Source organism: Ruegeria sp. BC5 (assembly GCF_056539205.1).
Genome location: NZ_JBQFUN010000001.1, coordinates 1,515,594 through 1,539,484, shown reverse-complemented (window position 1 = coordinate 1,539,484; position 23,891 = coordinate 1,515,594). Strand labels below are relative to the sequence as shown.

27 protein-coding genes are annotated in these 23,891 nt (G+C 58.1%); 14 read left to right on the top strand and 13 right to left on the bottom strand.

Annotation, left to right across the window (positions count from 1 at the left end; all coding sequences use genetic code 11):
• The first annotated feature begins 12 nt into the window (after positions 1-12).
• Positions 13-786, top strand: a complete 774-nt coding sequence (locus ACR0LY_RS07745; protein ID WP_170347839.1) for an alpha/beta fold hydrolase — start codon at positions 13-15, stop codon at positions 784-786.
• Positions 783-1,934 carry an alpha-D-ribose 1-methylphosphonate 5-triphosphate diphosphatase gene (locus ACR0LY_RS07740; protein ID WP_170347840.1) on the top strand — a complete coding sequence of 384 codons (1,152 nt, stop codon included), beginning with the start codon at positions 783-785 and terminating at the stop codon, positions 1,932-1,934. The genes ACR0LY_RS07745 and ACR0LY_RS07740 overlap by 4 nt, the downstream gene beginning before the upstream one ends.
• 1 nt (position 1,935) lies before the next feature.
• On the opposite strand, the gene ACR0LY_RS07735 is transcribed toward ACR0LY_RS07740, so the two are convergent.
• Both ACR0LY_RS07735 and purE read right to left on the bottom strand, forming a co-directional pair.
• Positions 1,936-3,003 carry a 5-(carboxyamino)imidazole ribonucleotide synthase gene (locus tag ACR0LY_RS07735; RefSeq protein ID WP_170347841.1) on the bottom strand — a complete coding sequence of 356 codons (1,068 nt, stop codon included), beginning with the start codon at positions 3,001-3,003 and terminating at the stop codon, positions 1,936-1,938.
• Complete coding sequence (gene purE, locus ACR0LY_RS07730) at positions 2,996-3,484, bottom strand: 5-(carboxyamino)imidazole ribonucleotide mutase (protein ID WP_170347842.1); 489 nt, start codon at positions 3,482-3,484, stop codon at positions 2,996-2,998. The genes ACR0LY_RS07735 and purE overlap by 8 nt, the downstream gene beginning before the upstream one ends.
• 161 nt (positions 3,485-3,645) lie before the next feature.
• Here purE and ACR0LY_RS07725 point away from each other — a divergent pair, with 161 nt between their 5' ends.
• Positions 3,646-5,031, top strand: coding sequence for an FAD-binding oxidoreductase (locus tag ACR0LY_RS07725; protein ID WP_170347843.1), 1,386 nt, complete (start codon positions 3,646-3,648; stop codon positions 5,029-5,031).
• A 91-nt stretch (positions 5,032-5,122) separates the two neighbouring features.
• Here ACR0LY_RS07725 and ACR0LY_RS07720 read toward each other — a convergent pair whose 3' ends face one another.
• The gene (locus ACR0LY_RS07720) at positions 5,123-5,347 is read right to left on the bottom strand and encodes a YdcH family protein (protein WP_058280035.1); all 225 of its coding nucleotides are present in this window, start codon (positions 5,345-5,347) and stop codon (positions 5,123-5,125) included.
• A gap of 164 nt (positions 5,348-5,511) precedes the next feature.
• Between ACR0LY_RS07720 and ACR0LY_RS07715 the strand changes: the two genes are divergently transcribed.
• From ACR0LY_RS07715 to ACR0LY_RS07700, 4 genes are all read left to right on the top strand, one after another.
• Entirely contained in the window at positions 5,512-5,925 is a 414-nt protein-coding gene (locus ACR0LY_RS07715; RefSeq protein WP_170347844.1) for an Hsp20 family protein, read from the top strand.
• A gap of 5 nt (positions 5,926-5,930) precedes the next feature.
• Positions 5,931-6,155: a DUF1150 family protein gene (locus ACR0LY_RS07710; protein ID WP_170347845.1), complete on the top strand. Its 225-nt coding sequence runs from the start codon at positions 5,931-5,933 to the stop codon at positions 6,153-6,155.
• A 109-nt stretch (positions 6,156-6,264) separates the two neighbouring features.
• Complete coding sequence (locus ACR0LY_RS07705; RefSeq protein WP_170347846.1) at positions 6,265-7,152, top strand: PhzF family phenazine biosynthesis protein; 888 nt, start codon at positions 6,265-6,267, stop codon at positions 7,150-7,152.
• Positions 7,149-8,024: a glycosyltransferase family 10 fucosyltransferase gene (locus ACR0LY_RS07700; RefSeq protein ID WP_170347847.1), complete on the top strand. Its 876-nt coding sequence runs from the start codon at positions 7,149-7,151 to the stop codon at positions 8,022-8,024. The genes ACR0LY_RS07705 and ACR0LY_RS07700 overlap by 4 nt, the downstream gene beginning before the upstream one ends.
• Here the strand turns inward: ACR0LY_RS07700 and ACR0LY_RS07695 are convergent.
• The 5 genes from ACR0LY_RS07695 to trxB all read right to left on the bottom strand — a co-directional run bounded on the left by ACR0LY_RS07695 (position 8,021) and on the right by trxB (position 14,069).
• Positions 8,021-8,869, bottom strand: a complete 849-nt coding sequence (locus tag ACR0LY_RS07695; RefSeq protein ID WP_170347848.1) for a hypothetical protein — start codon at positions 8,867-8,869, stop codon at positions 8,021-8,023. The two genes, ACR0LY_RS07700 and ACR0LY_RS07695, sit on opposite strands and share 4 nt — an antisense overlap.
• A 120-nt stretch (positions 8,870-8,989) precedes the next feature.
• On the bottom strand, positions 8,990-10,708 hold the full coding sequence (locus ACR0LY_RS07690) for a bifunctional sulfate adenylyltransferase/adenylylsulfate kinase (RefSeq protein ID WP_170347849.1): 1,719 nt from the start codon (positions 10,706-10,708) through the stop codon (positions 8,990-8,992).
• Positions 10,709-10,924: 216 nt separating this feature from the next.
• Positions 10,925-12,595 carry an adenylate/guanylate cyclase domain-containing protein gene (locus ACR0LY_RS07685; RefSeq protein WP_170347850.1) on the bottom strand — a complete coding sequence of 557 codons (1,671 nt, stop codon included), beginning with the start codon at positions 12,593-12,595 and terminating at the stop codon, positions 10,925-10,927.
• Between the two features lie 69 nt (positions 12,596-12,664).
• Positions 12,665-13,123 (bottom strand): RES family NAD+ phosphorylase, encoded by a 459-nt coding sequence (locus tag ACR0LY_RS07680; protein WP_170347851.1) that lies wholly within the window; start codon positions 13,121-13,123, stop codon positions 12,665-12,667.
• Positions 13,124-13,127: 4 nt separating this feature from the next.
• The gene (gene trxB, locus ACR0LY_RS07675) at positions 13,128-14,069 is read right to left on the bottom strand and encodes a thioredoxin-disulfide reductase (RefSeq protein ID WP_170347852.1); all 942 of its coding nucleotides are present in this window, start codon (positions 14,067-14,069) and stop codon (positions 13,128-13,130) included.
• A gap of 226 nt (positions 14,070-14,295) precedes the next feature.
• Between trxB and ACR0LY_RS07670 the strand changes: the two genes are divergently transcribed.
• A complete protein-coding gene (locus tag ACR0LY_RS07670) occupies positions 14,296-14,796 on the top strand; it encodes an Lrp/AsnC family transcriptional regulator (RefSeq protein WP_170347853.1) in 501 nt (166 codons plus the stop codon).
• Positions 14,797-14,912: 116 nt separating this feature from the next.
• Here ACR0LY_RS07670 and ACR0LY_RS07665 read toward each other — a convergent pair whose 3' ends face one another.
• The 4 genes from ACR0LY_RS07665 to lgt all read right to left on the bottom strand — a co-directional run bounded on the left by ACR0LY_RS07665 (position 14,913) and on the right by lgt (position 19,132).
• Complete coding sequence (locus ACR0LY_RS07665) at positions 14,913-15,695, bottom strand: Hint domain-containing protein (protein ID WP_170347854.1); 783 nt, start codon at positions 15,693-15,695, stop codon at positions 14,913-14,915.
• A gap of 730 nt (positions 15,696-16,425) precedes the next feature.
• Positions 16,426-17,184, bottom strand: a complete 759-nt coding sequence (gene pgeF, locus ACR0LY_RS07660) for a peptidoglycan editing factor PgeF (RefSeq protein WP_170347855.1) — start codon at positions 17,182-17,184, stop codon at positions 16,426-16,428.
• Entirely contained in the window at positions 17,181-18,248 is a 1,068-nt protein-coding gene (locus ACR0LY_RS07655; RefSeq protein ID WP_170347856.1) for a class I SAM-dependent methyltransferase, read from the bottom strand. The genes pgeF and ACR0LY_RS07655 overlap by 4 nt, the downstream gene beginning before the upstream one ends.
• Positions 18,245-19,132, bottom strand: coding sequence for a prolipoprotein diacylglyceryl transferase (gene lgt / locus ACR0LY_RS07650; protein ID WP_170347857.1), 888 nt, complete (start codon positions 19,130-19,132; stop codon positions 18,245-18,247). The genes ACR0LY_RS07655 and lgt overlap by 4 nt, the downstream gene beginning before the upstream one ends.
• Before the next feature lie 97 nt (positions 19,133-19,229).
• Here lgt and ACR0LY_RS07645 point away from each other — a divergent pair, with 97 nt between their 5' ends.
• The 5 genes from ACR0LY_RS07645 to ACR0LY_RS07625 all read left to right on the top strand — a co-directional run bounded on the left by ACR0LY_RS07645 (position 19,230) and on the right by ACR0LY_RS07625 (position 22,426).
• Positions 19,230-19,478: an accessory factor UbiK family protein gene (locus ACR0LY_RS07645; RefSeq protein ID WP_037308471.1), complete on the top strand. Its 249-nt coding sequence runs from the start codon at positions 19,230-19,232 to the stop codon at positions 19,476-19,478.
• Positions 19,479-19,792: 314 nt separating this feature from the next.
• Positions 19,793-20,293, top strand: a complete 501-nt coding sequence (locus tag ACR0LY_RS07640; protein ID WP_170347858.1) for a type III secretion system chaperone family protein — start codon at positions 19,793-19,795, stop codon at positions 20,291-20,293.
• Between the two features lie 36 nt (positions 20,294-20,329).
• Positions 20,330-21,145 (top strand): pyrroline-5-carboxylate reductase, encoded by an 816-nt coding sequence (proC, locus tag ACR0LY_RS07635; RefSeq protein ID WP_170347859.1) that lies wholly within the window; start codon positions 20,330-20,332, stop codon positions 21,143-21,145.
• Positions 21,138-21,476: a tRNA-binding protein gene (locus ACR0LY_RS07630; protein WP_170347860.1), complete on the top strand. Its 339-nt coding sequence runs from the start codon at positions 21,138-21,140 to the stop codon at positions 21,474-21,476. Before proC ends, ACR0LY_RS07630 begins: the two co-directional genes overlap by 8 nt.
• A complete protein-coding gene (locus ACR0LY_RS07625; RefSeq protein WP_170347861.1) occupies positions 21,476-22,426 on the top strand; it encodes a 2-hydroxyacid dehydrogenase in 951 nt (316 codons plus the stop codon). The genes ACR0LY_RS07630 and ACR0LY_RS07625 overlap by 1 nt, the downstream gene beginning before the upstream one ends.
• Here ACR0LY_RS07625 and ACR0LY_RS07620 read toward each other — a convergent pair.
• Complete coding sequence (locus ACR0LY_RS07620) at positions 22,423-23,001, bottom strand: thymidine kinase (RefSeq protein WP_170347862.1); 579 nt, start codon at positions 22,999-23,001, stop codon at positions 22,423-22,425. The two genes, ACR0LY_RS07625 and ACR0LY_RS07620, sit on opposite strands and share 4 nt — an antisense overlap.
• A gap of 356 nt (positions 23,002-23,357) precedes the next feature.
• Here ACR0LY_RS07620 and ACR0LY_RS07615 point away from each other — a divergent pair, with 356 nt between their 5' ends.
• Positions 23,358-23,819: a hypothetical protein gene (locus ACR0LY_RS07615; protein WP_170347863.1), complete on the top strand. Its 462-nt coding sequence runs from the start codon at positions 23,358-23,360 to the stop codon at positions 23,817-23,819.
• Positions 23,820-23,891: the final 72 nt, after the last annotated feature.

Below are 23,891 nucleotides of genomic sequence, written 5' to 3'. Positions count from 1 at the left end.
TATCTGGCGGCTATGAGATATCTGCTTGCCCTGTTTCTTTTCCTTGTTCCCGCCTTGGCCCAGGCCAAATGCGTGGTGCTTTTACACGGGCTGGCGCGGACCGAGGCGTCCTTCACAGTGATGGAACAACTGTTTCAGGCGCACGGGTACACCGTTGTCCGACCCGGCTATCCTTCGACCGATTTGCCGATACCTGAACTGGCGAACCAGACATTGCCGGACGCCTTCGTGGCCTGTGGTGATGAGACCGTGAACGTGGTGGCGCATTCAATGGGTGGCATCCTGCTGCGCTATTGGTTGCAGGACCATCACCCGGAAAACCTGGGCCGTGTGGTCATGCTCGGCCCGCCCAATCAGGGCAGTCAGCTCGTGGATGAACTGGGCGCGTATGAGGTGTTCGGCATGCTGCATGGCCCCGCCGGGCTGGCCTTGGGCACGGGCCCCGAGGGCATACCGCGCAACCTGCCATCCGTTGAGTTTGAGGTGGGCGTGATCGCGGGTGAGAACTCGCTGAACCCGCTGTTTTCCTCGCTGATCGACGGCAAGGATGACGGCAAGGTCTCGATTGAAACGACAAAAGTGGACGGCATGACGGATCACATCGTTCTTCCGGTGACGCACACTTTTATGATGAACAATCCCCGCGTCATGGCGCAGGCGCTGCATTTTATCGAATTCGGGCAATTCGATCCGCAGATCACCTGGCTGGATGGCGTCATGGATATCATCAACGAAATCTGTATCGGGCAGGATTGCTCGGAACCCGAGTCGGAGCCCACGCAATGACCGCATTGAATCTGACCCTGACCGGTGCAGAGGTGCTGTTGCCGGAGCATGGCCTTGTGCCCGCCGATCTGTCTCTGGCGGATGGCATCATTCAAACGGATCGGGTCGGGCGACAGATCGACCTGTCCGGCTATCTTGTTCTGCCCGGTATTATCGACCTGCACGGGGATGGGTTCGAACGCCATATCGCGCCACGCCGCGGGGCGATGAAGCAGATGGACGAAGGCATTCTCTCGGTCGAGGCTGAATTGGCTGCGAATGGTATCACTACCGCCGTTCTGGCCCAGTTTCACAGTTGGGAGGGTGGGGTGCGTGGCCCGGAATTCGCGGATCAGGTGTTTCGCGCCATAACCTCGGTCAAGGATCGCGTCGTGACCGACCTGATGCCTCAGTTGCGGTTCGAGACACACATGCTGGATGACTATGCGGACCTGCCCGGCCGTATTGCGGACTGGCAGGTGCCCTATGTCGTGTTCAACGACCACCTGCCGCATGACCGTCTGGCCGAGGGGCGCAAGCCGCCGCGTCTGACCGGCCAAGCACTGAAAGCCGGGCGAAACCCGGACACGCATTTTAAAATGCTGTTGTCCATGCACGCCCGTCGTAACGAAGTGCCAGCGGCGCTGGACACGCTATGTGCGGCATTGGACTCACAGTACGTGCGCATGGGCAGCCATGACGACGCGACTGCACAAATACGGGCCGACTGGCGGGCGCGGGGGGCGCAGATCACGGAATTTCCCGAAACGCTCGAAGCAGCCGAGGCCGCGCGTGCCGCCGGGGATTACATCATTTTAGGATCGCCCAACGTGGTGCGCGGTGGATCGCACAAGGGTAATGTCAGCGCACTTGACCTGATCACGATGGGATATTGCGATGCGTTGGCCTCGGATTATCACTATCCCAGCCCGCGCCGCGCGGCGCTGATGGTGGCGAAGTCTGGCTTGGTGGATTTCGCCGGGGCCTGGGCGCTGGTGTCATCCGGCCCCGCCCGTGTCCTTGGTTTGCAGGATCGGGGCAAGCTGGCCCCCGGCCAGCGCGCCGATCTGGTGATACTGGATGCCGAAACCCGCCGCGTAGCCGCCACGCTGGCTGGCGGGCGGGTTAGCTATATGTCAGGTGATATTGCGGCGCGGTTTGTTGGCTGATTCACCGTGCAATGCGGTTGAAATGCCCCATTTTGCGGCCTGCCTTAACCTCGGCCTTGCCATAGAGATGCAGCGCCACGTCGCGTTCCTGCGCTAGTTCGGGCACGCGGTCCATGTCCGTTCCGATCAGGTTTTCCATGACCACGTCCGAATGTCGCTGACCATCTCCCAAAGGCCATCCTGCGACGGCCCGAATATGCTGTTCGAACTGATCCACGGCGCAGCCATTCTGCGTCCAGTGGCCCGAGTTATGCACGCGCGGCGCGATCTCATTCACGATCAGACCGCCGGGCGTCACGAACAGTTCGACGCCCATGACGCCGACATAATCCAGCGCGTTTAGGATGTTGGCGGCCAACAGAACGGCATCTGTCCGTTGCGCCGGGCGCAGACGGGCAGGGACTGTTGTGGTGTGCAGGATACCATCGCGGTGTATGTTCTCACCGGGATCGAAACAGGCAACCTGACCGTCCAGCCCGCGGGCCGCAATGATCGATACCTCGTGGCTAAACTCCACAAACCCCTCAAGGATCGCGGGTGCCCCGGCCATATCGGCCAGCGCGGCTTCGGCATCCTCGGGTGCGCGCAGACGGGCCTGCCCCTTACCGTCATAGCCAAACCGGCGCGTTTTCAGGATTGCGGGCGTACCGATCTGCTCGATCGCCGCATTCAGGCTGTTCAGATCGGTGATATCCGCGAAAGGCGCGGTTTGCAGGCCAAGCCCCTGCAGGAAATTCTTCTCGGTCAACCGGTCCTGGCTGACGCGCAGCGCTTCTCGCCCCGGACGGATCGGGCAGTGCGCTTCAAGCAGGTCCAGCGCTTCGGTCGGGATGTTCTCGAACTCATATGTGATGACATCTACCGACCCGGCAAACGCCTTTAGCGCATCGATATCGTCATAGGCGGCGGTGGTCACGCGATCGGCCACTTGGCCGGCAGGAGGGTTGGCGCCGGGTTCGTAGATATGGGTCACAAACCCCAGACGAGACGCTGCCACGGACAGCATCCGGCCCAATTGACCGCCGCCCAGAACTCCGATCCTGGCACCCGTTTGCAATGCGTCACTCATCGACGGGCTCCTCGGGGATCGACGCCGACAGTGCATCGCGCCAAGCGTCCAGTCGTTGCGCCAAAGCGTCATCCTGCAAGGCCAGAATCCCGGCCGCCATCAGGCCCGCGTTGGCCCCACCGGCCGCGCCGATGGCCATGGTGGCAACAGGGAACCCTTTGGGCATCTGCACGATGGAATACAGCGAGTCGACGCCCGACAGGGCCCGCGTCTGTACCGGAACGCCAATCACCGGCACCCGTGTTTTCGACGCCATCATGCCAGGCAGATGCGCGGCCCCACCGGCCCCGGCAATGATCACATGCAGCCCGCGTGATGCGGCGGTCTTGCCATAGTCCCACAAGCGGTCCGGTGTGCGGTGCGCCGAGACAATGCGCTTTTCGTACGCGATGCCTAACTCATCAAGTATGTTCGCGGCTTCCTTCATCGTGGGCCAGTCCGACTGGCTGCCCATGATGATCCCCACTTTCACATCGCTCATCCGCTTGTTTCCCTGCCCTCTGAAAGAGCGCGCACTATAGCTAAATCGGTCCCAGAGGCAATGTGGTTTGGCGACCGTATGGCTCGTCTGACGTCCTGCTGAAAATACATTCGAATTAGTGTATACTTGATCGCGGGACAGTGGTTCCCGAGGAGGTACCCATGACAGATACAGTTTTGAAAAACCGGGACGGCCAAGCCGTGCCGCAGGACAGTATTGAGGCATTTAAATCGCAAGTTCGCGGGGCACTGATTTTGCCCGGTGACCCCGAGTATGACGGTGCGCGCAGTATTTGGAACGCGTTGGTTGACAAGTATCCCGGTGCAATACTGCGGTGCCACGGCACCGCCGATGTCGCGGCGGCCGCCAGGTTCGCGTTTGAAAACAACATACTGGTATCGGTAAGAGGTGGCGGTCATAACGTGGGTGGGCGCGCCGTCTGCGATGATGGCCTCGTAATTGACCTGTCCTGCATGCGCGCGGTCCATGTTGATGCAGAAACCCAAACCGTACGCGCTCAGGGCGGGGCCACGTTGGGGGATGTAGACTGCGAAACACATCTTCACGGCCTTGCTGTGCCATTGGGCGTCGTATCGCAGACAGGTATTGGCGGATTGACGACGGGTGGCGGATTCGGCTGGATGGCACGAAAATACGGGCCAACCTGCGACAACGTTATCGAGGCCGAAGTCGTAACGGCAGACGGTTCGATCAGAACTGCGAATGCGAACAGGAATCCAGACCTTTATTGGGGCATCTGCGGCGGCAGCGGAAATTTCGGCATCGTGACGTCATTCCTTTACAGGGCGTATCCTCTGTCTACGGTGTTGGGGGGCATGATTGCATATCCCCGAGCCGACGCCGCCGAAGTGCTGCGAGGTTTTCGGGATATCGTTTCACGGGCACCTGATGAACTGACGGTCTATGCGGGGTTGTTGTGGGGACCGGATGGAACGCCGCTAACAGCTATGGTGCCGTGTTGGATTGGAGACGATAAGGAAGCTGGGCGTCAGGCAATCCAACCCCTGACGGAGATCGGAGAACCTTTGGTCGTCGACTTGCACGAGATGCCGTTCCCCGCCAAACAAAGCATGCTGGATGGGGCCTATGGGCCAGGCAGCCGGAACTACTGGAAATCTGCATATCTCAACGCGCTGACGGATGAGGCCATTGATACGATCGTTGCACAATCTGAAGGGATGACAATACCCGGCTCGGGCATTCTGATCGAACATTGCGCTGGCGCAGCAAAGTCCAAATCAAATGGGGACAACGCCTTTGCGCAACGCGGTCACGACTATCTGATTGCGATACTACCGCTGTGGACTGATCCAGCGGATGACGCGGATCAGATTGCCTGGGCGCGGTCCATGCATGATGCAATTGCGCCCTATTCCACGGGCGGAACTTATCTGAACTATCTGGGCGCCGATGAAGACAGTGCGATAGAGACGGCATTCGGTGAAAATCTTGATCAAATGAAAGAGGTTAAGCGGAAATACGATCCGACCAATTTCTTCTGCGCAAACGCAAATGTTTCACCTTGAAACAGATGTCATCCGTTTGAATATGACGTAACACTGCAAAACTCGGTTCATAAGCGCCTTGAATGTGCGTGTGAACCGAGTGGTGGAGTTTTCAGGCAATGATGTCCGGCGTCAAACGGTCCTCGATCAGACGAATGATGTCCTTCAGGCGAAGTTTTTGCTTTTTCAGTCGCTTAATCGTCAACTGATCGGCTGTGCCGGTGGACTGCAGCGCCTCGATCGCTTCGTCCAGATCACGGTGTTGGCGGCGAAAAACCTCCAGTTCAACCCGCAAAACCTCATCTGTTTTCATCGAAAGATCTGTTGGCGCATTCATGAGCGACTCAGTGCCTTTTGTGGTGCTTGTGACACAAGATAGTGTGTCAGGGTTTATCCGGCCAGACCTTGTGGACATCACGGCATAAACCCATATTCTATTATACGCGGTTGCCGGAACGGGGCCGCATCACACGTCGCTTTGGCAATAAAGGACGAAAATACGTGTCAAAACTTACTCTTGGCTCATACCCGCATCTTTTGGGGTTCGAGCAGTTGGAACGTCTTCTGGAACGGTCTGCAAAGGCCGGTAACGAAGGCTACCCGCCTTATAATATTGAGCAGACCTCGGACTTTTCATACCGCATCACCCTGGCTGTGGCTGGGTTCGCGGAACAAGATTTGTCGATCACAATCGAGGATCGCCAGCTTGTGATCCGGGGGCGCCAACGCGACGACAGCGAGGGGCGCATTTTTCTGCATCGCGGCATCGCCGCGCGCCAGTTCCAGCGCATGTTCGTGCTGGCCGATGGTGTCGAGGTGGGCGAGGCGATCATGGAGAACGGTCTGCTGCATGTGGACCTGACCCGCGCCGTGCCTGAGACCGTGGTGCAAACGATCAACATAAAAAAGGGGTAAGAGCTATGAATACACCGATTGAATATAACGCCGAAGGCGACCGCATCGTTTATGTGAAAACCGTCGATGTTGCCGATCTGCCCCGCGATGTCCGGGATAAGGCAGGCGATCTGGATCAGTTGTACGCGGTTCACGATTCCGATGGCCAGCAGCTTGCGCTCGTGACAGATCGTAAGATGGCCTTTTTCCTGGCCCGTGAACACGATCTGTCACCGGTGGCCGTTCACTGAACGGCCCCGCCGGTTATTTTTCGGCGTGACAATCCCAACAACAAGCGCGACACATACGAACCGGCATGACATGCCCGGCTGATTTACTCTGCATCAGGGGATTTTGCGGATGAGCTGGTTCGATTTCGATTGGGTAGACGCCTTCAGTGATCGCGCCTTTGGCGGCAACGGCTGCGCCGTGGTTCACGGCGGGGCTGAATTGCCCGAAGATGTGTGCACTGCTTATGTGCGCGAAACCTCTCTGGTTGAATGCACGTTCACGGGACCATCTGATGTGGCCGAAATCCGGGTGCGCTATTTTCTGGCCAGCAAGGAAATCCCTTTTGCCGGACACCCCACAATTGCAACTGTAGTGGCGATGCGGTCCCGTGGTTTGGTTGAAGGCGATGCACTGACGTTGGAAACAGGCGCGGGGATCGTTTCGATTCGTTTGAACGGAGACGAGATCGAAATGACTCAGGTCGCGCCGAAATTCGGCAATCCTGTTCCCGTCGATCTGGTTGCGGCCGCCATTAGCCTGCCCGAGGATGCGATAATCTCACCGCCGCAATTTGTGTCCACCGGGTTGCCGTTCTGCATTACGGTTCTGCGTGATCACGAGGCCTTGCGCGCCGCACAGTTGGATCTTGAGGCACTGCGCAAAGTGGCCGCGAAGGCCGGATTTTCTGGCACCGATATGGCGGAACCGTTCCTTGTGACGATGAAGGGCGCGACAAATGCGGGCGACACGTTCTCACGCCTGTTGATGGCGCCACCCAGCCCGCCCGAAGACCCGTTCACCGGATCGGCCACCGGTGCCATGGCGGCCTATCTGTGGAAGTACGGGTTAATGCCCAAAGACAGTTTCATCGCAGAACAAGGCCATGACATGGGCCGCCCCGGTCAGGCTGTTGTCACACGCGTTGGCCCACCCGATGCGATGACCGGTATCAAAGTCGCGGGGCGCGGTCATGTGTTGATGCGGGGGCAGGTTGATCTGCCCGAGACAACACAATGACACGACCTGCCATTGCCATCCTGCCATATGGGCATCGGCTGGGGCCAAAACTGGCCTCGGTTTCGCTGTCCGAACTGATCTGGCCCGAAGGGTGCCCGGATCGCCTGACCGGCAAGACGGTGGGCGATCTGGAGCGCACCGATCACCTGATCATGTACCCGAACTCGACCGTGCATCTGCGCTTGCGTCGCGGTACCCGCGCGCGGATTTCATTGATGATGGGCGAGCCTTCGGCCATTCACGCCAAACATGATCGGATGCTGCGATATACATGGCGGCGGTTCTTCCGGGTGCTGACTTTTCATGACGTGCTGCTACACAACATCCCGAATGCAGTGTTCCTGCCGTATGGCGTGACGATGGTGCCCGACTGGCAGGACCTGAAGGTTGAGAAAACCAAATCCTGCTCGCTAATTGCTTCGGCCAAGCGCGATCTTGTAGGGCATCAGTTGCGCCATTCGGTGATCGACTGGGTGCGTGAAACTGGTGCAGATGTTGATATCATGGGCCGGGGATACACTCCGTTTGATCTCAAATCCGACGGGTTGGCGCCGTACCGCTATTCTGTGGTGATCGAGAACGTGCGTGAGAAGAATTACTTTTCGGAAAAGCTGACGGATGCGATCTTGTGCTCCTCGGTCCCGATCTATTGGGGATGCCCGAATATCGGCGATTTCTTCGATACCTCTGGTATGATCCTGTGCGAAACCAAAGAGGATATTCAGCGCGCGATCCAATCCGCATCAATCGAGGATTTCGCCGCGCGCCTGCCGCATCTGCAGGCGATCCAGCAACACGCAGCAGAATATGGGGATTTTGAGGGCAGAGCCGTGCGCCTTCTGCGCGCTGAACTAGACGCGGGCCCGAACTAACCAGCGGGTGCCAACCAGCCTTCTTGCAGAATTGGACGGGCCTCGGGGTCAATCCCGTGCCGATCGCATAGCCGCTGCAGATACGATCCGCGCACCGGCAAACCGTCCGTGTTCTGCGCCATCAGCCGTTTCTGATGACCATAGACGTGGACGGAATGAACCATGTCGCCTTCAATCTGTGCGGTCGGGGTGAACGGGTTGTGCAATTTCCACAGATCATGCTTGGACAGAGGGTAAAACACCTCCGCTTGCATGGCATGGCTGTCCTCGTCGGTCTTGCGCAGGAAATGTGCAAAGGCTTTGGGGCCGGAACTGCCCCAGGGCAGGCTCTCGATCCCCCAGGTCTCACCGTCCCGGATGCGTTGACGGTTGCGCCGGTGCAGCGGACCGCCCCGCCAGGGCTGGGTCGGGTTGGCTGCGATCACAAAGTCCAGCATATGCGCCAGCGTTTGCGAGTCTGCTGGCAGGCGCAACACACCGGTCAGGAAATTTCCGGTATGGGACTGTCCAAAGATATACGCTGATGGAAAGGCAAAGGGCCTGACACAATAGGCGTCCAGATCCACCCAGATGAAATCGGTTTTCTGCATCAGTCGCAGACGAAAAATGTCGGAAAAAACCGCGACGCGTCGCCGGTCACCTGCAGGCATATCAAACGGCGCGGGCCAGAGGATATCACTGGCGGGCCGCAATTCGCCCCCTGCGGGAACGCCTTCGATCTCGTGCCCGGTATAAAGAATAAACCGGTGACCCCGATCCAGATAGGATTGGATGCACAATGCCTCTAGCCAACTTAGATCTGATCCGAACCAGAAACTGGCTATGGTGGGCAGGTCAGAGGGCATAGGCGTGTTGCGTCCAAATCAAGTCAGGCAAATGCACCAATTGGCCAGCGCCTTGTCAATCGTGCCTACAAAAAAACGGCCCCCGAAAGTCGGAGGCCGCCTGAATGGAATTGCCTGCGCTTAAGACGCGGCGATCAAACCCATGCTTTCCAGCTTGAGCAGCACCTGATGGGCGCAGTTGTCGACATCGACATTTTCGGTCTCGACGCTCAGTTCGGGGTTGGCCGGTACATCGTAAGGGTCTGAAATACCGGTGAATTCCTTGATCTTGCCTTCGCGTGCCAGCTTGTACAGGCCCTTGCGGTCACGGCGTTCGCATTCTTCGATGCTGGTCGCAACGTGAACCTCGCAGAAAGCACCGAACTGTTCGATGTCTTCCCGTACGGCACGGCGGGTGGTGGCATAGGGCGCGATTGGCGCACAAATGGCGATGCCGCCATTCTTGGTGATCTCACTAGCCACGTAACCAATACGACGGATGTTCAGGTCGCGGTGCTCTTTAGAGAAACCCAGTTCAGACGACAGATTCTTACGAACGATATCACCATCCAGCAATGTAACCGGACGGCCACCCATTTCCATCAGTTTGACCATAAGCGCGTTGGCGATGGTGGATTTGCCCGAGCCCGAGAAACCGGTGAAGAACACGGTAAAGCCTTGTTCCGAGCGGGGCGGTGACGTGCGGCGCAGTTCGGTGACAACCTCAGGGAAGCTGAACCATTCGGGGATTTCCAGCCCTTCGCGCAAACGGCGGCGCAGCTCGGTGCCCGAGATGTTCAGGATCGTGACGTTGTCCTTGTCTGCGATCTCGTCATTCGGTTCGTACTGGGCGCGTTCCTGCACATAGACCATGTGTTTGAAGTCAACCATTTCGACGCCGATTTCATCCTGGAACTGGCGGAACAGGTCCTGCGCGTCATAGGGGCCGTAGAAATCTTCACCCGCCGAGTTCTTGCCCGGACCGGCGTGGTCTCGGCCAACGATGAAATGTGTGCAGCCGTGGTTGGCGCGGATCAGGCCGTGCCAGACCGCCTCGCGCGGGCCAGCCATGCGCATCGCCAGGTTCAGCAGCGACATCGAGGTGGTCGATGCCGGGTACTTGTCCAGAACCGCCTCATAGCAGCGGACGCGGGTGAAGTGATCGACGTCGCCCGGTTTGGTCATGCCAACGACAGGGTGGATCAGCAGGTTGGCCTGCGCCTCTTTCGCGGCGCGGAAGGTCAGTTCCTGGTGTGCGCGGTGCAGGGGGTTGCGGGTTTGGAACGCAACGATGCGGCGCCAGCCCAGCTTGCGGAAATAGGCGCGCAACTCGTTCGGCGTGTCCCGGCGGCCACGGAAATCATAGTGAACCGGCTGTTGAATGCCGACTACGGGGCCGCCCAGATAGACCTTGCCAGCCACGTTGTGCAGATAGTTCACCGCCGGGTGCGCATCGTCATCGGCGCCAAAGACCTTTTCGGCCTCTCGCGCTTTGTTCGGGGTCCAGCGGTCGGTCACGGTCATGGTGCCGAGAATGACACCTTCCTGATCGCGCAGGGCAATGTCCTGACCCAATTCGATGGTCTCAGCAAAATCTTCGCTAACGTCCAGCGTGATGGGCATCGGCCACAGGGTGCCGTCGGCCAGACGCATGTTTTCGACGACGTTGTCGTAGTCAGCTTCGCTCAGGAACCCTTTGAGAGGGTTGAACCCGCCATTCATCAGCAGTTCCAGATCGCAGATCTGACGCGGGCTCAGGTCCCAGCTGGTCAGGTCGGCAGCTTCCACTTTCAATTTCTGCGCCGACTCGTACGAAACGTACAGTTCAGAGATCGGAGCCAGATTGCTTAACATCGTCATTGGAATACTCTTGTCGCAGTGCGGTTTTATCGGTGATTCAGGGGTGTTTATGGGGCATGTGCCCCGGCTGCTGGGCGAAGTCCATATACATTCACGAAATTAAGGACGATATGCGCGGTTTTTGTCCGGAATGGAAGGATTTTTCGCCTGACGCAGCTTTTCCCGACTTGTATCCCGCTGACACGCACCTGTCGTGTGAATTCAGTACATCCGTTCCTAGGCGGCCTTGTCCGTCATAAGGTCCGCAGCACGCGTCACCGGCAGCGCGGAAACCGGTTGTGTCACGCCGCGCAGCTCAAACGATTGCAGTCCGGACAGATCGCCGTCATACCCAGCCGCCTGCAGTAATTCGGCCGAGACCAGTAGTTCCGCCCCAAGCGCCTTGGTCTGGCCTTCAAGACGACTGGCCACATTAACCGCGTCGCCGATAATGGTGCGCGCAGAACTGCCTGCAGCGCCGATTTCACCTAGTACCAGATCGCCCAGATGCAGACCCATTCCGATGCGTATCCGGGGGCTGCCTTCGGTTTGAAGCTGTTGATTGAAATACTCAAGCGCGCGGCTGACATCGGCGGCGGCCTTCAGCCCGGCACGGGCCGAGTCTTTGGCATTCGGGGTTTCGAACACGGCCAGCAAGCCGTCGCCCATGTATTTGTCGACCACCCCGCCATCCGCCGTGATTGCCGGGACGATGGCATCAAAGAAACGGTTCAGCAGGAATACAATGTCATAGGGCAACTGGCCCGTGGTCCGCGATGTGAACCCGCGCATATCGAGAAACAGAACCGCCAGCTTGCGTTCCTGCCCTTGGCTGGCATGGGCTCGTCCGCGCTTGCCATCAGAGCGGAACATCCGAAACGCAACTAGGGGGGCGGTTGGCCGTATCTGACAGGCCAGCCTTGCGCCAGTCGGGGCGCTGACGGCGGCAAGGCTGCGGGTTTCAACCTCATCCGGGGTGGGCAGTTGATCCGCGCCATCCTCAATGATCACGCGACAGGTGGTGCAACGCCCCTTGCCCCCGCAAAGGGCTGTGTGCGGAATGCCATTGGCCTGCGAAATCTCAAGCAGGGTCATGCCCTTTTCTGCCACGACCTCGGGGCCATCGACATACTTGACCCGGACCGAGTGCCTGCGGCGCCATAGTTTGCGGATAGTAAATACCGCCAGCGAAGCCCCCAAGGCGATCCAGAAGGCCATTAACGCATTGTCTTTGACACTGAACATGACCTGAAAGGCCTCGGGCGTGGGCCAGTTGTAATGTTCTATATATTGATCGCGCAGGAACGGATCGGCAAAATCCGCCCAGATGCGGCGCCCTTCGGTAAGCAACCCAGCCAGCGCAAAGCTGGGCACAAATACCGCCAGACCGATCAGGTAAGGCACCCATCTGGACCACCAGCGGGTCAGTCGCAGCCACATGTGCAGCCCAATGCAACTGTGGACCCAAACCACCAGCAACAGCAGGCTTTGCATCCAGATCGCCGAGTTGGGCCACATCAGAATGATGATGTACCCCATCTCGTCATTGACGTTATAGATTTCGTGGGCATAGCGCGTCTGCACGATATGCGAGATCAGTTGCAGCGGGATCAACAGCCCCAGAATGACCTGCAAGGCCGTGCTGAAGGGCATGCGTAGCGTTCGGCGTTGGCTAATGGAATAAAGCGCAAGGCCAAGGTGGACGAACAGTGCCAGATACAAGATCAAGCTGCCCAGACTGTGCCGGGTAACTGCGTGGCGCCCATCCTGCATGCCGTGCAGGTAATCGGTATGGAACAGCCCCAACCCGATATTGATGAAATGAAAGAAGGCAAAGGCGAACAGGGTAAGACCGCTGATGATCCTAAGCCGGGTTGTCCACCCGCCTTGCCATAAAACGCTTTTCAATCAAGCCACCTGTATTCGCCGCGCGTGTTCCCGAGTCTGGTACGGCGACGCGAGTGGGTCAAGTTATGGTTACGTAAATGGCGGTGTCCACGGGGTTGCTTGGGATTCAGCGAAAATAATCGTTGGCGAAAGAGTGAACAGCACAATATGGCTTAGCTCCGGTCGGGACCGAGAGCTGTAGATCAACCCGTCAGCACCCGTATCGCGGGCGTGATCAGAGAAGCGCCATGTCGGTGAAACGCCCCGTTCTTCGTGGATATCCTGCCAGATAATCGACGCATCGGACTGGCCCCTCAGATCGACCAGTCTTGCACCAGTAACTTGGCCTCTTTGCAATATCCGCGGCGGATCGTTGGGCGAGACATACCGACGAATGACGACCCCTGCGCCTTCGGCGCTGAGAGAGGCATAGAGAGCAATCTGCCCTGAATGATGAAAACGCCCCTCAGGCGCCCGGGCAGGGGCCAAAGGGGCGTCACTTTGGGAGAGAAACAGAATTCTCCAGACCGGGCCGGAGAACTCCAGCATTGTCTTAGTCCTGTTCCGCCAGGAACCGCTCGGCATCCAGCGCGGCCATACAGCCCATACCGGCGCTCGTGACGGCCTGACGATAGATGTGGTCAGTCAGATCGCCTGCTGCGAACACACCGGGCACCGAGGTTTCGGTCGAGCCCGGCTTGGTCACCACATACCCACCCATATGGGTTTCCAGCGAGTCCTTGACCAGCTCATTTGCTGGCGCGTGACCAATGGCGACAAAGACGCCTTTACAGGGAACCTCGGTGATCTCACCGGTTTTGACGTTCTTGACGCGCACACCCTCGACGCCCAGTGGGGAATCGGTGCCGATCACTTCTTCCAACTCGTGGAACCACATCGGTTCGATTTTTTCGTGTTTCAGCAAACGATCCTGCAGAATTTTCTCGGCCCGCAGTTCGTCGCGTCGGTGAATCAGAGTAACCTTGCTGGCGAAATTGGTCAGGAACAGCGCTTCTTCCACGGCGGTGTTGCCGCCACCGATGACCACGATTTCCTGTCCGCGATAGAAAAAGCCGTCGCAGGTCGCGCAGGCCGAAACACCAAAGCCCTTGAATTGCTCTTCCGACGGCAGGCCCAGCCATTTGGCGCGCGCACCGGTGGCCAGAATGACCGCATCCGCAGTATAGGTATTGCCGCTGTCGCCTTTTGCGGTGAAGGGGCGTTTGCTGATGTCCAGATCACTGATGATATCGCCGATAACCTCACACCCCATCGCCTGGGCATGTTCTTGCATCTTGATCATCAGATCAGGCCCCTGAACTTCGGTGAAACCGGGGTAATTTTCGACGTCGGTGGTTGTTGTCAACTGACCGCCAGGCTCGATTCCCTGAACCAGAATCGGTTCAAGCATCGCGCGGCTTGCGTATACGCCCGCAGTGTAACCGGCCGGTCCCGATCCGATGATCAGAACCTTGGTGTGACGTGTCTCGCTCATGGTACCCCCAACTCGATCTGCCTGATTTGGGCGCGTGGCCCCTGGCGGATGGATATAGCGACCCCTGTGCCGCGCTTAAAGCCCCTTCCTGATTTACGCCTGTCAGACGCTAGGTAAATGACGGTTGAATAAGAACATTGAAAATAAACAATATTGCGCATTCACGAAAGATTATTGCGCATCTGCCGGGTGCTGATATAACAACCGAAAAATTCAGGAGTATTTGATGGTCGCGATACGGCTGGACGAGATTGACCGCAAGATTCTGGCGGAATTGCAGGCAGACGGTCGCATGACCAATGTCGAATTGGCAAAACGTGTGGGAATTTCTGCCCCGCCTTGCCTGCGGCGCGTACGCACCCTTGAAGAATCAGGTCTGATCCGCGGCTACCATGCCGATGTAAATTCACGCGAGCTGGGGTTTGAGGTTCAAGTCTTTGCCATGGTCGGTCTGGAAAGTCAGGCCGAAGCCGAGTTGACCGCATTCGAGGAACGCTGCCGCGAATGGCCTTTGGTTCGGGAATGCCACATGCTGAACGGCGAAGTGGATTTCATTCTGAAATGCGTGGCGCCTGACCTAAGCAGTTTTCAGCAGTTCCTGACCGGCAAGCTGCTGACCACGCCGAATGTGGCCAGTGTCAAGACATCGCTTGTTATTCGCGGCGCAAAAGACGAACCAGGCGTGCCATTCGATGTTCTCGAGGAACGCATGAGCCGGACGGCCTGAATTCCAGATATCTAGGGTGTGATTTTACCGGTGGCAGGAACGCTGCCACCGATACGTAAACCATCCAACTAAGTAATAACTGCATATTGCCCCCACATTGCAGAAATTGTTTTGAACTAGGCTGATATCGCGTCCACCTCGCCATCACCCGCGCGCGGCATGACCAATGGGCCGAAATCGTTCAGCGATTCGATATGCGCGAACAGGTTCAGGTAAACCGACCGCAAGGACCGGCTGACCCTGCGAATAGCGTTTGTACCAGGGTGATAGGTTTCGAATTGCAGACCGTCGACTCGGATGACCGAGTGCCGTTTCAGGCAGATATGAAACAGTTCGACCGGTGTTGGTGGCAGGGTCTCGATGACGCTCATGCCGTCCTGAAATTCGTTAACCGGTGTAAGGACCTGATCGTCACCGTGCAGGTGCCGCAAATGTGCGGGCGTGCCCAGCAACCGAGCAGCAGGGCCAGCGATCACGCCAGACATTGGTTTTTGCATTCCGAATGTGTCGGCCATGATCCGTGTTAACGGGCGCGTCCGGCCCCGCGAATCCACGCGGCCAGGAATAAGGGTGACCGACCCTTTCCACAGCACCGTTTCCGACACCCCATCTTGTGTCAGGACCGTATCGCCAGGCAGCAAGTCTTCGATTGCCATCGGGCCAAGTTCTGTTTCAACCAACGCCCCACGGGTAAAAGCGCAGAACGCGTCCTCGAACATCGGCAGGGCAGGTGCGATATGGCGGGTCTGGACCACATCGCCGTTTTTCATCAGCGTACTGACCTCATAGCGCCGCAGCTGCGCCTTGTGTTGTGTGGTCGGTCTTGGCGCCTCGCGCAGCAATGCTGAGGTTTCAACAGCATTTCTGGCGGCGCGTGATAAAGAATTTGGAATAGCCATTACAATTCCGTCCCCTCTAAAAACCGCGCAGGCAGGCAAGACCCCCGTACAGGCCAGCCTGATCGGTTATTTCCATGTCTTGGAAGAAAGCGGCGACACGCAGGGCGACAGAAACGCAGGTCGCTTTTTGCGAAGGAAATTCCTACATTTTTGGTCAGCACAATGACCCCCCAGACAAACTCATACAAACGCAGGCGAAATTGCCAGCGCACACACGCCCCGGTATTGAGCCGCGCAAATATTGGCGGCAGGCCGCACACCGGATCGGAGCACCCTCCGCTGTGCGTCTTATTCCCCGGAACCGGCAGCTTGGTTCGCGGGTAAGTCATCATCAGCGTCGGGCCGCCAGGCGGCGCGCAACTCTGACCGAATTGCTGGAAACCCGTTTCCACGGCATCTCCAGTTTTTGCTCTCTGGTGGCCACAAGTACGGCGCTTAGAAAGCGTGATCTCGTCTTCATTTTTGTGTCCTGCTCGCTTGGGAACTGACGCCCCGTTTTCCTCTGACACCTAAGTCTGCCCGCTTATTACGGCGGCGATAAGGCTGATCCGGATTGAATTCAGGACAAATGAAGTTTTGCATTTCCTCTTTTCTGATCGCGTCGCGCTCTACTGGAGAGTCGGCAGATAAACACCTGAGAGCGGACAATAATTATCAAATTGTCGAGACACGAATAGATAGGAAAATTGTGGCGAAAAAGCGGCGATTTCGCCGCAATTCGGGCCCAGTCTTAAAGTTTTATGGCGGAAATGAGGCGACCGTAATCTGCCTCTTTCGCGTGGGTTGACCGGCGGTACGAGTAGAATCTGTCGGGGTCAGAATAGGTGCAATGGCGTGTCCATTCGGCCTGTCCGACCCCCGCCTGACGCAGCCTGTGCAGGCCAAAAGCAGGCAAGTCGAACTGCAGTCGGTCGCCCGTTCCATTCGCAAAAAACTGCAGGTTTTTCGGAGAATCCGCGACGAATTCATCCAGAAATTCCGGCCCGACCTCATATGCCGCCTGCGAGATCGAGGGGCCGATTACCGCCACGGTGTTTTCCCGCTTGGCGCCAAGCGCCTCCATTGCGTCCAACGTTGCCTCAAGCACCCCATCCAAAGCGCCGCGCCATCCGGCATGCGCCGCTCCGATCACGTTCGCGTCAGAATCGGCAAATAGGACCGGCTGGCAGTCGGCGGTGAGAATCGTCAGGGCCAGATCAGGGGTCGCCGTGACCACCGCGTCGGCTTTTGGTTTGTCACCGTTGATCGGGGCGTCGACAGTCAGAACGGTGGGAGAGTGGACCTGATGAATGCCCACCAGGGCTTCGGGTGTGACGTCCATCGCCTGCGCCACGCGCTTGCGATTTACCGTGACCGCTTCGGTCTGATCGGATGAGCCATAGCCGCAGTTGAGGCCCGAAAAAATACCCGATGATGCACCGCCGCGTCGGCTGAAAAAACCGTGGCGCACAGGGGCCAATAAATCAGAGGTCAGAATTTCCAAGGTCATGGCTCCAATCCCGGAGGTGGTGCGGAAGGGGTGGGGTAGAGGCCCAGCACTTTGAACAGGTTTCCCATTTCATCGGGGTGCGTCAACCGGCGATGTGCGGCAATTACCGCTTCAAGCTCAGACCCGCCGAGGGGCGCGGCAAGGGCTTGTGCGCGGGTGGCAATTCCCAAGCGCTCCAGAAATACACCCTGTGGTGTCAGGCGCGAATGGGCGCATCCAGCGGCGCGGGTCGCCAGTGCCAGTGGTTCGAAATCCACATGTGCCGTCAGGTCAGCCTGACCGGGTTGGGCCAAAGGATCAGCGCGTTTATGTGCCTGCAGTGCCTGAAACGTGTCGCCAAGCGAATGCCAGTCGCCATAATCCACAATCAACCCTGCGCCGCCATGGGTGCCAATCCGCCCAGCAACCACGGTAATGATGGGAATGGCTGCGGCACACAGTTCGACCAGGTCACCATCAGCAGTGTCGTTCAGTCGATCCTTGAGGGCGATCTGATCTGCATGTGGACCCAATCCCCAAGTTAACGCGGTGCCATCGCGGCCAATCAACCGCTCGCGCCAGCCATCGCGGTCGCGCAGGAACTGTCGTATTGGCAGGGCGTCGAAGAACTCGTTCGCGACCAGAAACAACGGCGCTTCGGGCAGATCGGCGACCGAGTCGATCCAGCGCGGGTTATGATCCTTCAAAGTTTGCGCTTGTACGTCACGTAGAGCAGGCGAGGCTTCAAGCAGCACGACCTTGGCGGCCTCATTGAAGCCCGGCACGCGGGACGTGGCGCGCAGCATGTCGGCCATCAACGTGCCACGCCCTGGTCCAAGCTCGGCCAGAACAAAATGCTCGGGGTGGCCCTGATCCATCCAGCTTTGGGCCAGGGACAGGCCAATCAATTCTCCGAACATCTGGCTGATCTCGGGGGCAGTGATGAAATCGCCCTGCGTGCCCAGAGGGTCACGGGTGGTGTAATAACCGTATGTCGGGTGCAGCAGGCATTCGACTATGTAATCGGCCACACTTATCGGGCCGTCCTGCGCAATACGCGCCAGCAGATGATCTTGCAGGCTCATGCCTTCGATCTTGCACGCAGGGCGAACCACAAGCCAAGGGCAATCATCGGCAGTGACAGCAATTGGCCCATCGTCAGACCATAGCCGCCCACGTGCCAGGCCAGACCCAGCGGGTTCCCCGCCGAGATAAACTGTGCGTCGGGCTGACGGAAGAATTCGACAATGAATCGAGAGGCACCATAGCCGGCCAGAAAGACCCCCATGACCAGGCCCGGCCTGTGAAACGCGCCACGCCGATAGGCGAGCCACAGCAGCAGGGCACCCAGAAACAGTCCCTCTAACGCCGCCTCGTAAAGCTGTGAGGGGTGCCGCGCGCACATCCCGGCGACGACACCGGGGCAATCCTGAGCTGCCCCGCCGGTAAAGATCACGGCCCATGGCAATTCGCTGGGGCGTCCCCACAACTCGGCGTTGGTGAAATTCGCCAACCGTCCGAGCAATAGCCCCGGCGGCACTGTATGGGCGATCAGGTCGGCCATGGACAGAACCGGAATTTGGTGGCGTCGCGCATAAAGATAAGAGGCGATTACTACCCCCAACAGCCCGCCATGGAACGCCATGCCACCCTGCCAGACCTTGAGAATCTCCAGCGGGTTCGAAAGGTAATAGGCGGGCTGGTAGAACAGCACGAATCCCAGGCGCCCGCCCAGAATCACACCGAGGATGATCCAGGTAATCAGATCCTCAAGCTGTTCGGGCTTCATCGGGGGCGTCTCGTCGGGCCACAGAGCCGGGCGCCGCAGCGCCGCAATGCCCATCCGCCAAGCAATAAGAATGCCAACGATATAAGCCAACGCGTACCACCGCAGGGCGAACTCCATCCCAAACAATGAGATCGAGAACAACTCGGGCGACAGATCGGGGAAATTCAGAACAGCCTGCATGTGCGTCTCATTGCCCGGGGTTTGCAGGGCAAGTCAACCTTGAGCCCGGAGTAATCATTCCCCATATAGAGACCAACCGCGATTTCGGAGTAGAGCCATGCAAACCCGCAACAAGATCCTCGATGATGTTTCCCAACTGATGACCAACGCCATGGGCGTGGCCCAGGGCGCACGGGAAGAGGCTGAGAATGCGATGAAGTCGATGATCGACCGCTGGCTGGCCGACCGCGATTTCGTCACACGCGAAGAATTCGACGCCGTTCGCGCGATGGCCCAAAAAGCGCGTGAAGAAAACGCAGCGCTGGAATCCCGCATCGCCGCGCTTGAGGCAAAGCTGGACAAGTAACGCCCCAACAATCTGATTTTTGGCTAAAGCTATCCGCCGCGCAATCCGAACTTGGGTTGTGCGGTGTTGTGCATCATGCCGCCCTGCTGAGATTAATCAAGACAAAGCTACAATTCGTGCCAATATTTTGATCGCCGTTGCCGACTGTCCACAACTTATTGCTGTTATCCCCAATAAATAGGGTTGCCAGAACCTATCTCGCATCGCACCATATTTAGTACAGGCAGACGGGGTTGGCCCCGGCTTGTAGAGTAAGCAACTAGCATTGGGGCGCTGCCAGCCCCTAAAAGGCTAGAGATTAGTGAGGTGGCATTATGGCCCTTTCCGAGCAGTTTCTCGAAGAAGACCTTCATCCGATCGATATTGTTGAACATATTGCTGAACATCACGACTGGGACTTTGACCGGATCGGGGATGATCAGATTGCCATGGCCGTCGAAGGGCAGTGGCGCACATACTCGATCACGTTGGCCTGGTCGAATTATGACGAAACCCTGCGCATGGTGTGCTCGTTCGAGATGGAGCCACCAACGGATCGCGAAGCCAAGCTGTATGAACTGCTGAACAAGATGAATGATCAGTGCTGGGCCGGGGCGTTTACGTACTGGGCCAATCAAAAGCTGATGGTTTATCGCTATGGTCTGGTTCTGGCCGGTGGTCAGATGGCCAGCCCGGATCAGATCGACACGATGATCAGCGCCGCGGTGCTGAGCGCCGAGCGCTACTATCCGGCGATCCAGTTGGTCACATGGGGCAATCGGACCCCCGAAGAAGCGATACAAGTCGCCATTGCAGAGGCCTACGGCCGCGCGTAAAGCTTTGCCCCGAACCGAATGAGGAGAGGGGCAATCATGGACATGTCACGCGTTGCCGAACAGGGGCTGGTTCTTCTGGGGTGCGGCAAGATGGGATCGGCCATGCTCGCCGGATGGTTAGAGCATGGCCTTCCTGCGTCAGCGGTCTGGGTAATTGATCCTAACCCCTCGGACTGGCTTAAGGCGCAGGGCGTCAACATCAACACCCCGCTGCCCGAGGCCCCCGCCGTGGTACTAGTGGCCGTCAAGCCGCAGATGATGGGCGAGGCGCTGCCTGCGATCAAAACGTTGGGCGGAGGTAACAGCCTGTTTGTCTCGATCGCAGCGGGGACATCGATTGCCACGTTCGAGGCCGTTCTGGGCAGAGACACCCCGATCGTGCGCGCAATGCCGAACACGCCAGCCGCAATCCGGCAGGGAATCACGGCGCTTATCGGCAATGCGAAGGCTTCGGACGCCGATGTGGCATTGGCTGAAAACCTGCTGTCTGCCATCGGCGAGACCGTTCGGCTGGAAGATGAGGCGCAGATGGACGCCGTCACCGGGCTCAGCGGGTCAGGCCCGGCCTATGTCTTTCACCTGATTGAAACCCTCGCCGCCGCTGGTCAGGCACAGGGCTTGCCACATGAGCTGGCGATGAAGCTGGCCAAATCCACTGTGGCCGGGGCAGGGGCATTGGCCATGGCGGCCGAAGAAGACCCCTCGCAACTGCGCGTCAATGTCACATCGCCTAACGGCACAACCCAAGCCGCGCTTGAGGTGCTGATGCACGAGGAAGAAGGTTTCCCCGACCTGCTGCACCGTGCAGTTAAAGCTGCGACAGATCGATCCAAGGAGCTGTCCCGTGAGTGAGATTACATTCGACGATTTTCTCAAGGTCGACATCCGCGTGGGCGAGGTGATCCGGGCCGAACCTTACCCAGAGGCCCGTAAGCCTGCGATCAAGATGTGGATCGATTTTGGGGATGAGATTGGTGAGCGGAAAACCTCGGCCCAGGTCACCGCGCATTACGATGCTTCGACGCTGGTGGGCAAGCAGGTGATGGCCGTCGTGAACTTCCCCCCGCGCCAGATCGGTCGGTTCATGTCTGAAGTTCTGGTACTAGGCTTGCCCGATGAAAACGGTGAAGTGGTCTTGATCGGCCCGGATGGCGAAGTTCCTATCGGCGGGCGGATGCACTGATGAAACTGCTAATTGCCCGCCCAATGACTGACTCCGTCGAGGCCCGCGCTCGCCGCGCGTTCGATGTGGAAATCCGTAGCAACACCTTGCCCATGACGTCCGAGGAAATGCTACGCGCACTAAGGGATTTCGATGTGGTCGTGCCCACATTGGGTGACCAGTTTTCGGCCCAGATTTTCTCGGATGCCCCCAACCCTCGGTGCAAACTCCTGGCCAATTTTGGTGTCGGTTACAACCATATCGACGTCGACGCCGCGCGTACCGTTGGTGTCGCGGTCACCAACACGCCCGGTGCAGTCACCGATGCGACGGCCGATATCGCCATGACCCTGTTGTTATCCACGGCCCGTCGCGCGGGCGAGGGCGAACGGCTGGTCCGCGCGGGCAACTGGCAAGGATGGCATCCAACGCAGATGCTGGGCCACCACGTTACCGGCAAGCGCGTCGGAATCGTTGGTATGGGCCGGATCGGTCAGGCCATTGCCCGGCGCTGTCATTTCGGGTTCGCGATGCAGGTGGCCTATCAGTCACGCAGGCTGAAGGAGGTAGAGTTTCCTGCTGAATATATCCCGGACCTGTCGTCTTTGGCGGCGTCGGTCGATTTCCTCGTGACTGCCGTACCTGGCGGGGCTGAAACCCGTCACCTGATCAACGCACAGGTGTTAGAGGCAATGAACCCATCAGGCATTCTGATTAACATCGCCCGCGGTGAGGTCATTGACGAGACCGCCCTGATCGCCGCCCTACAGTCCGGCCAGATCGCGGGCGTCGGGCTGGACGTGTACGAATTCGAACCCGCCGTTCCGCAGGCGCTGCGTGATATGGATAACGTGACCCTGTTACCACATCTTGGCACAGCCACCGAGGAAGTGCGCAGCGACATGGGCCATATGGCACTGGACAACGTGGCGGCCTTTGTCGAGGGACAGCCGCTGCCAAATCCGGTCTAAGATCCGACCGCCTCGCGCCAGTGTTTGCGGCAGAGCGAGACATAGGTCTCGTTCCCGCCGATCTGCACCTGTGCACCTTCGGTGATGGTGTTGCCGTTCTCATCCTGACGAATCACCATTGTCGCCTTGCGCCCGCATTTGCAGATGGTGCGCACCTCACGCATTTCATCAGCCAGAGCTAACAGCGCTGCTGAGCCCGGAAATAGACGCCCCTGAAAATCCACTCGCAACCCATAAGCCAATACCGGCACGTTTAGGTCATCTACCGCACGGGCCAGTTGCCAGACCTGATCTTCCGTCAGGAATTGCGCCTCATCTATAAAAACGCAGGCGATATTACCCTGATCCAGCCGAGCTCGGATCATGGCAAAGACGTCATCTTCGGTTGTGAACGTATCGGCGTCTGCGGAAATCCCGATCCGCGACGCAATTCTCCCGACACCAGCGCGCCCATCCAGGGCAGCGGTCATCAAATAGGTGTCCATGCCCCGCTCACGATAGTTATGCGAGGCTTGCAGCAACACGGTCGATTTACCCGCGTTCATGGTGGAATAATTGAAGTAGAGCTTTGCCATGCACCCGGGTCTAATTGGCAAGACCTGCCTGGGCAAGGCATCAAAACTCGTTAAGGAAGCGACGTCGCCGTTGTCATTGCAGGGACAGAGCGTACGCTCAAAGGGGATGGATCCCCCGCGCCTACAACAGCGACGCCGTCGGCCAACATGCGGCCTATACCAAACGAGGCTTAAATTGCGCCCCGCAATCACTCTTTACCGGCCGGAACGGCCGCCACTCACTCACAAAACCCCTGCATATCTGAGGGATAGCCAATTTATGACATTTCAATTATGAATCGAATATGGGAAATTTCCTGTCCCTTTCCCCCACAGTGGCAGATGTTGTGGAGGGCACAGGCAGCAAAGGTACAAACATGGCAGATATCGGGGCCTACCTGAAAAAGCACACAGAGGCGTTGGTCAAAGACGTCGGCATTGAATCCGCGTGTGAGATCACCGGGAAATCCAAGGCGACTCTGGGGCGGTATTATTCAGACAATGCCGAACACGCCGACCGGTTCATGCCCGTGGACGCCGTGGCCCGGCTTGAGGCTGTGTCAAACTACCCGCATGTGACCTCGGCGCTGGCCGATCTGAAAAACATCACGCTGTCGTATGACGGTCGCAACACCGAAAGCCCGCGCACCGGTGGGGTGAATTCGGACGTGATCGCGTTGAGCCAGCGGTTCGCCATGCTGATGACCGAATATCAGGCCGCCATCGAAGACGGCATCATAACCGTGAACGAGGCCAAACGCCTTCTGAAGGAAACCAGCCTGCTGCAACAGGTGCTGATCGAGATGAAGCTGCATCTGGAAGAGGAAAGCGTGAGCTAACTCTGATCGTTAACCTTCCCGCGAATAATACCTGCAGAGTCGGGCTTCAAAGGTCTGCTTTGCGGACAATCC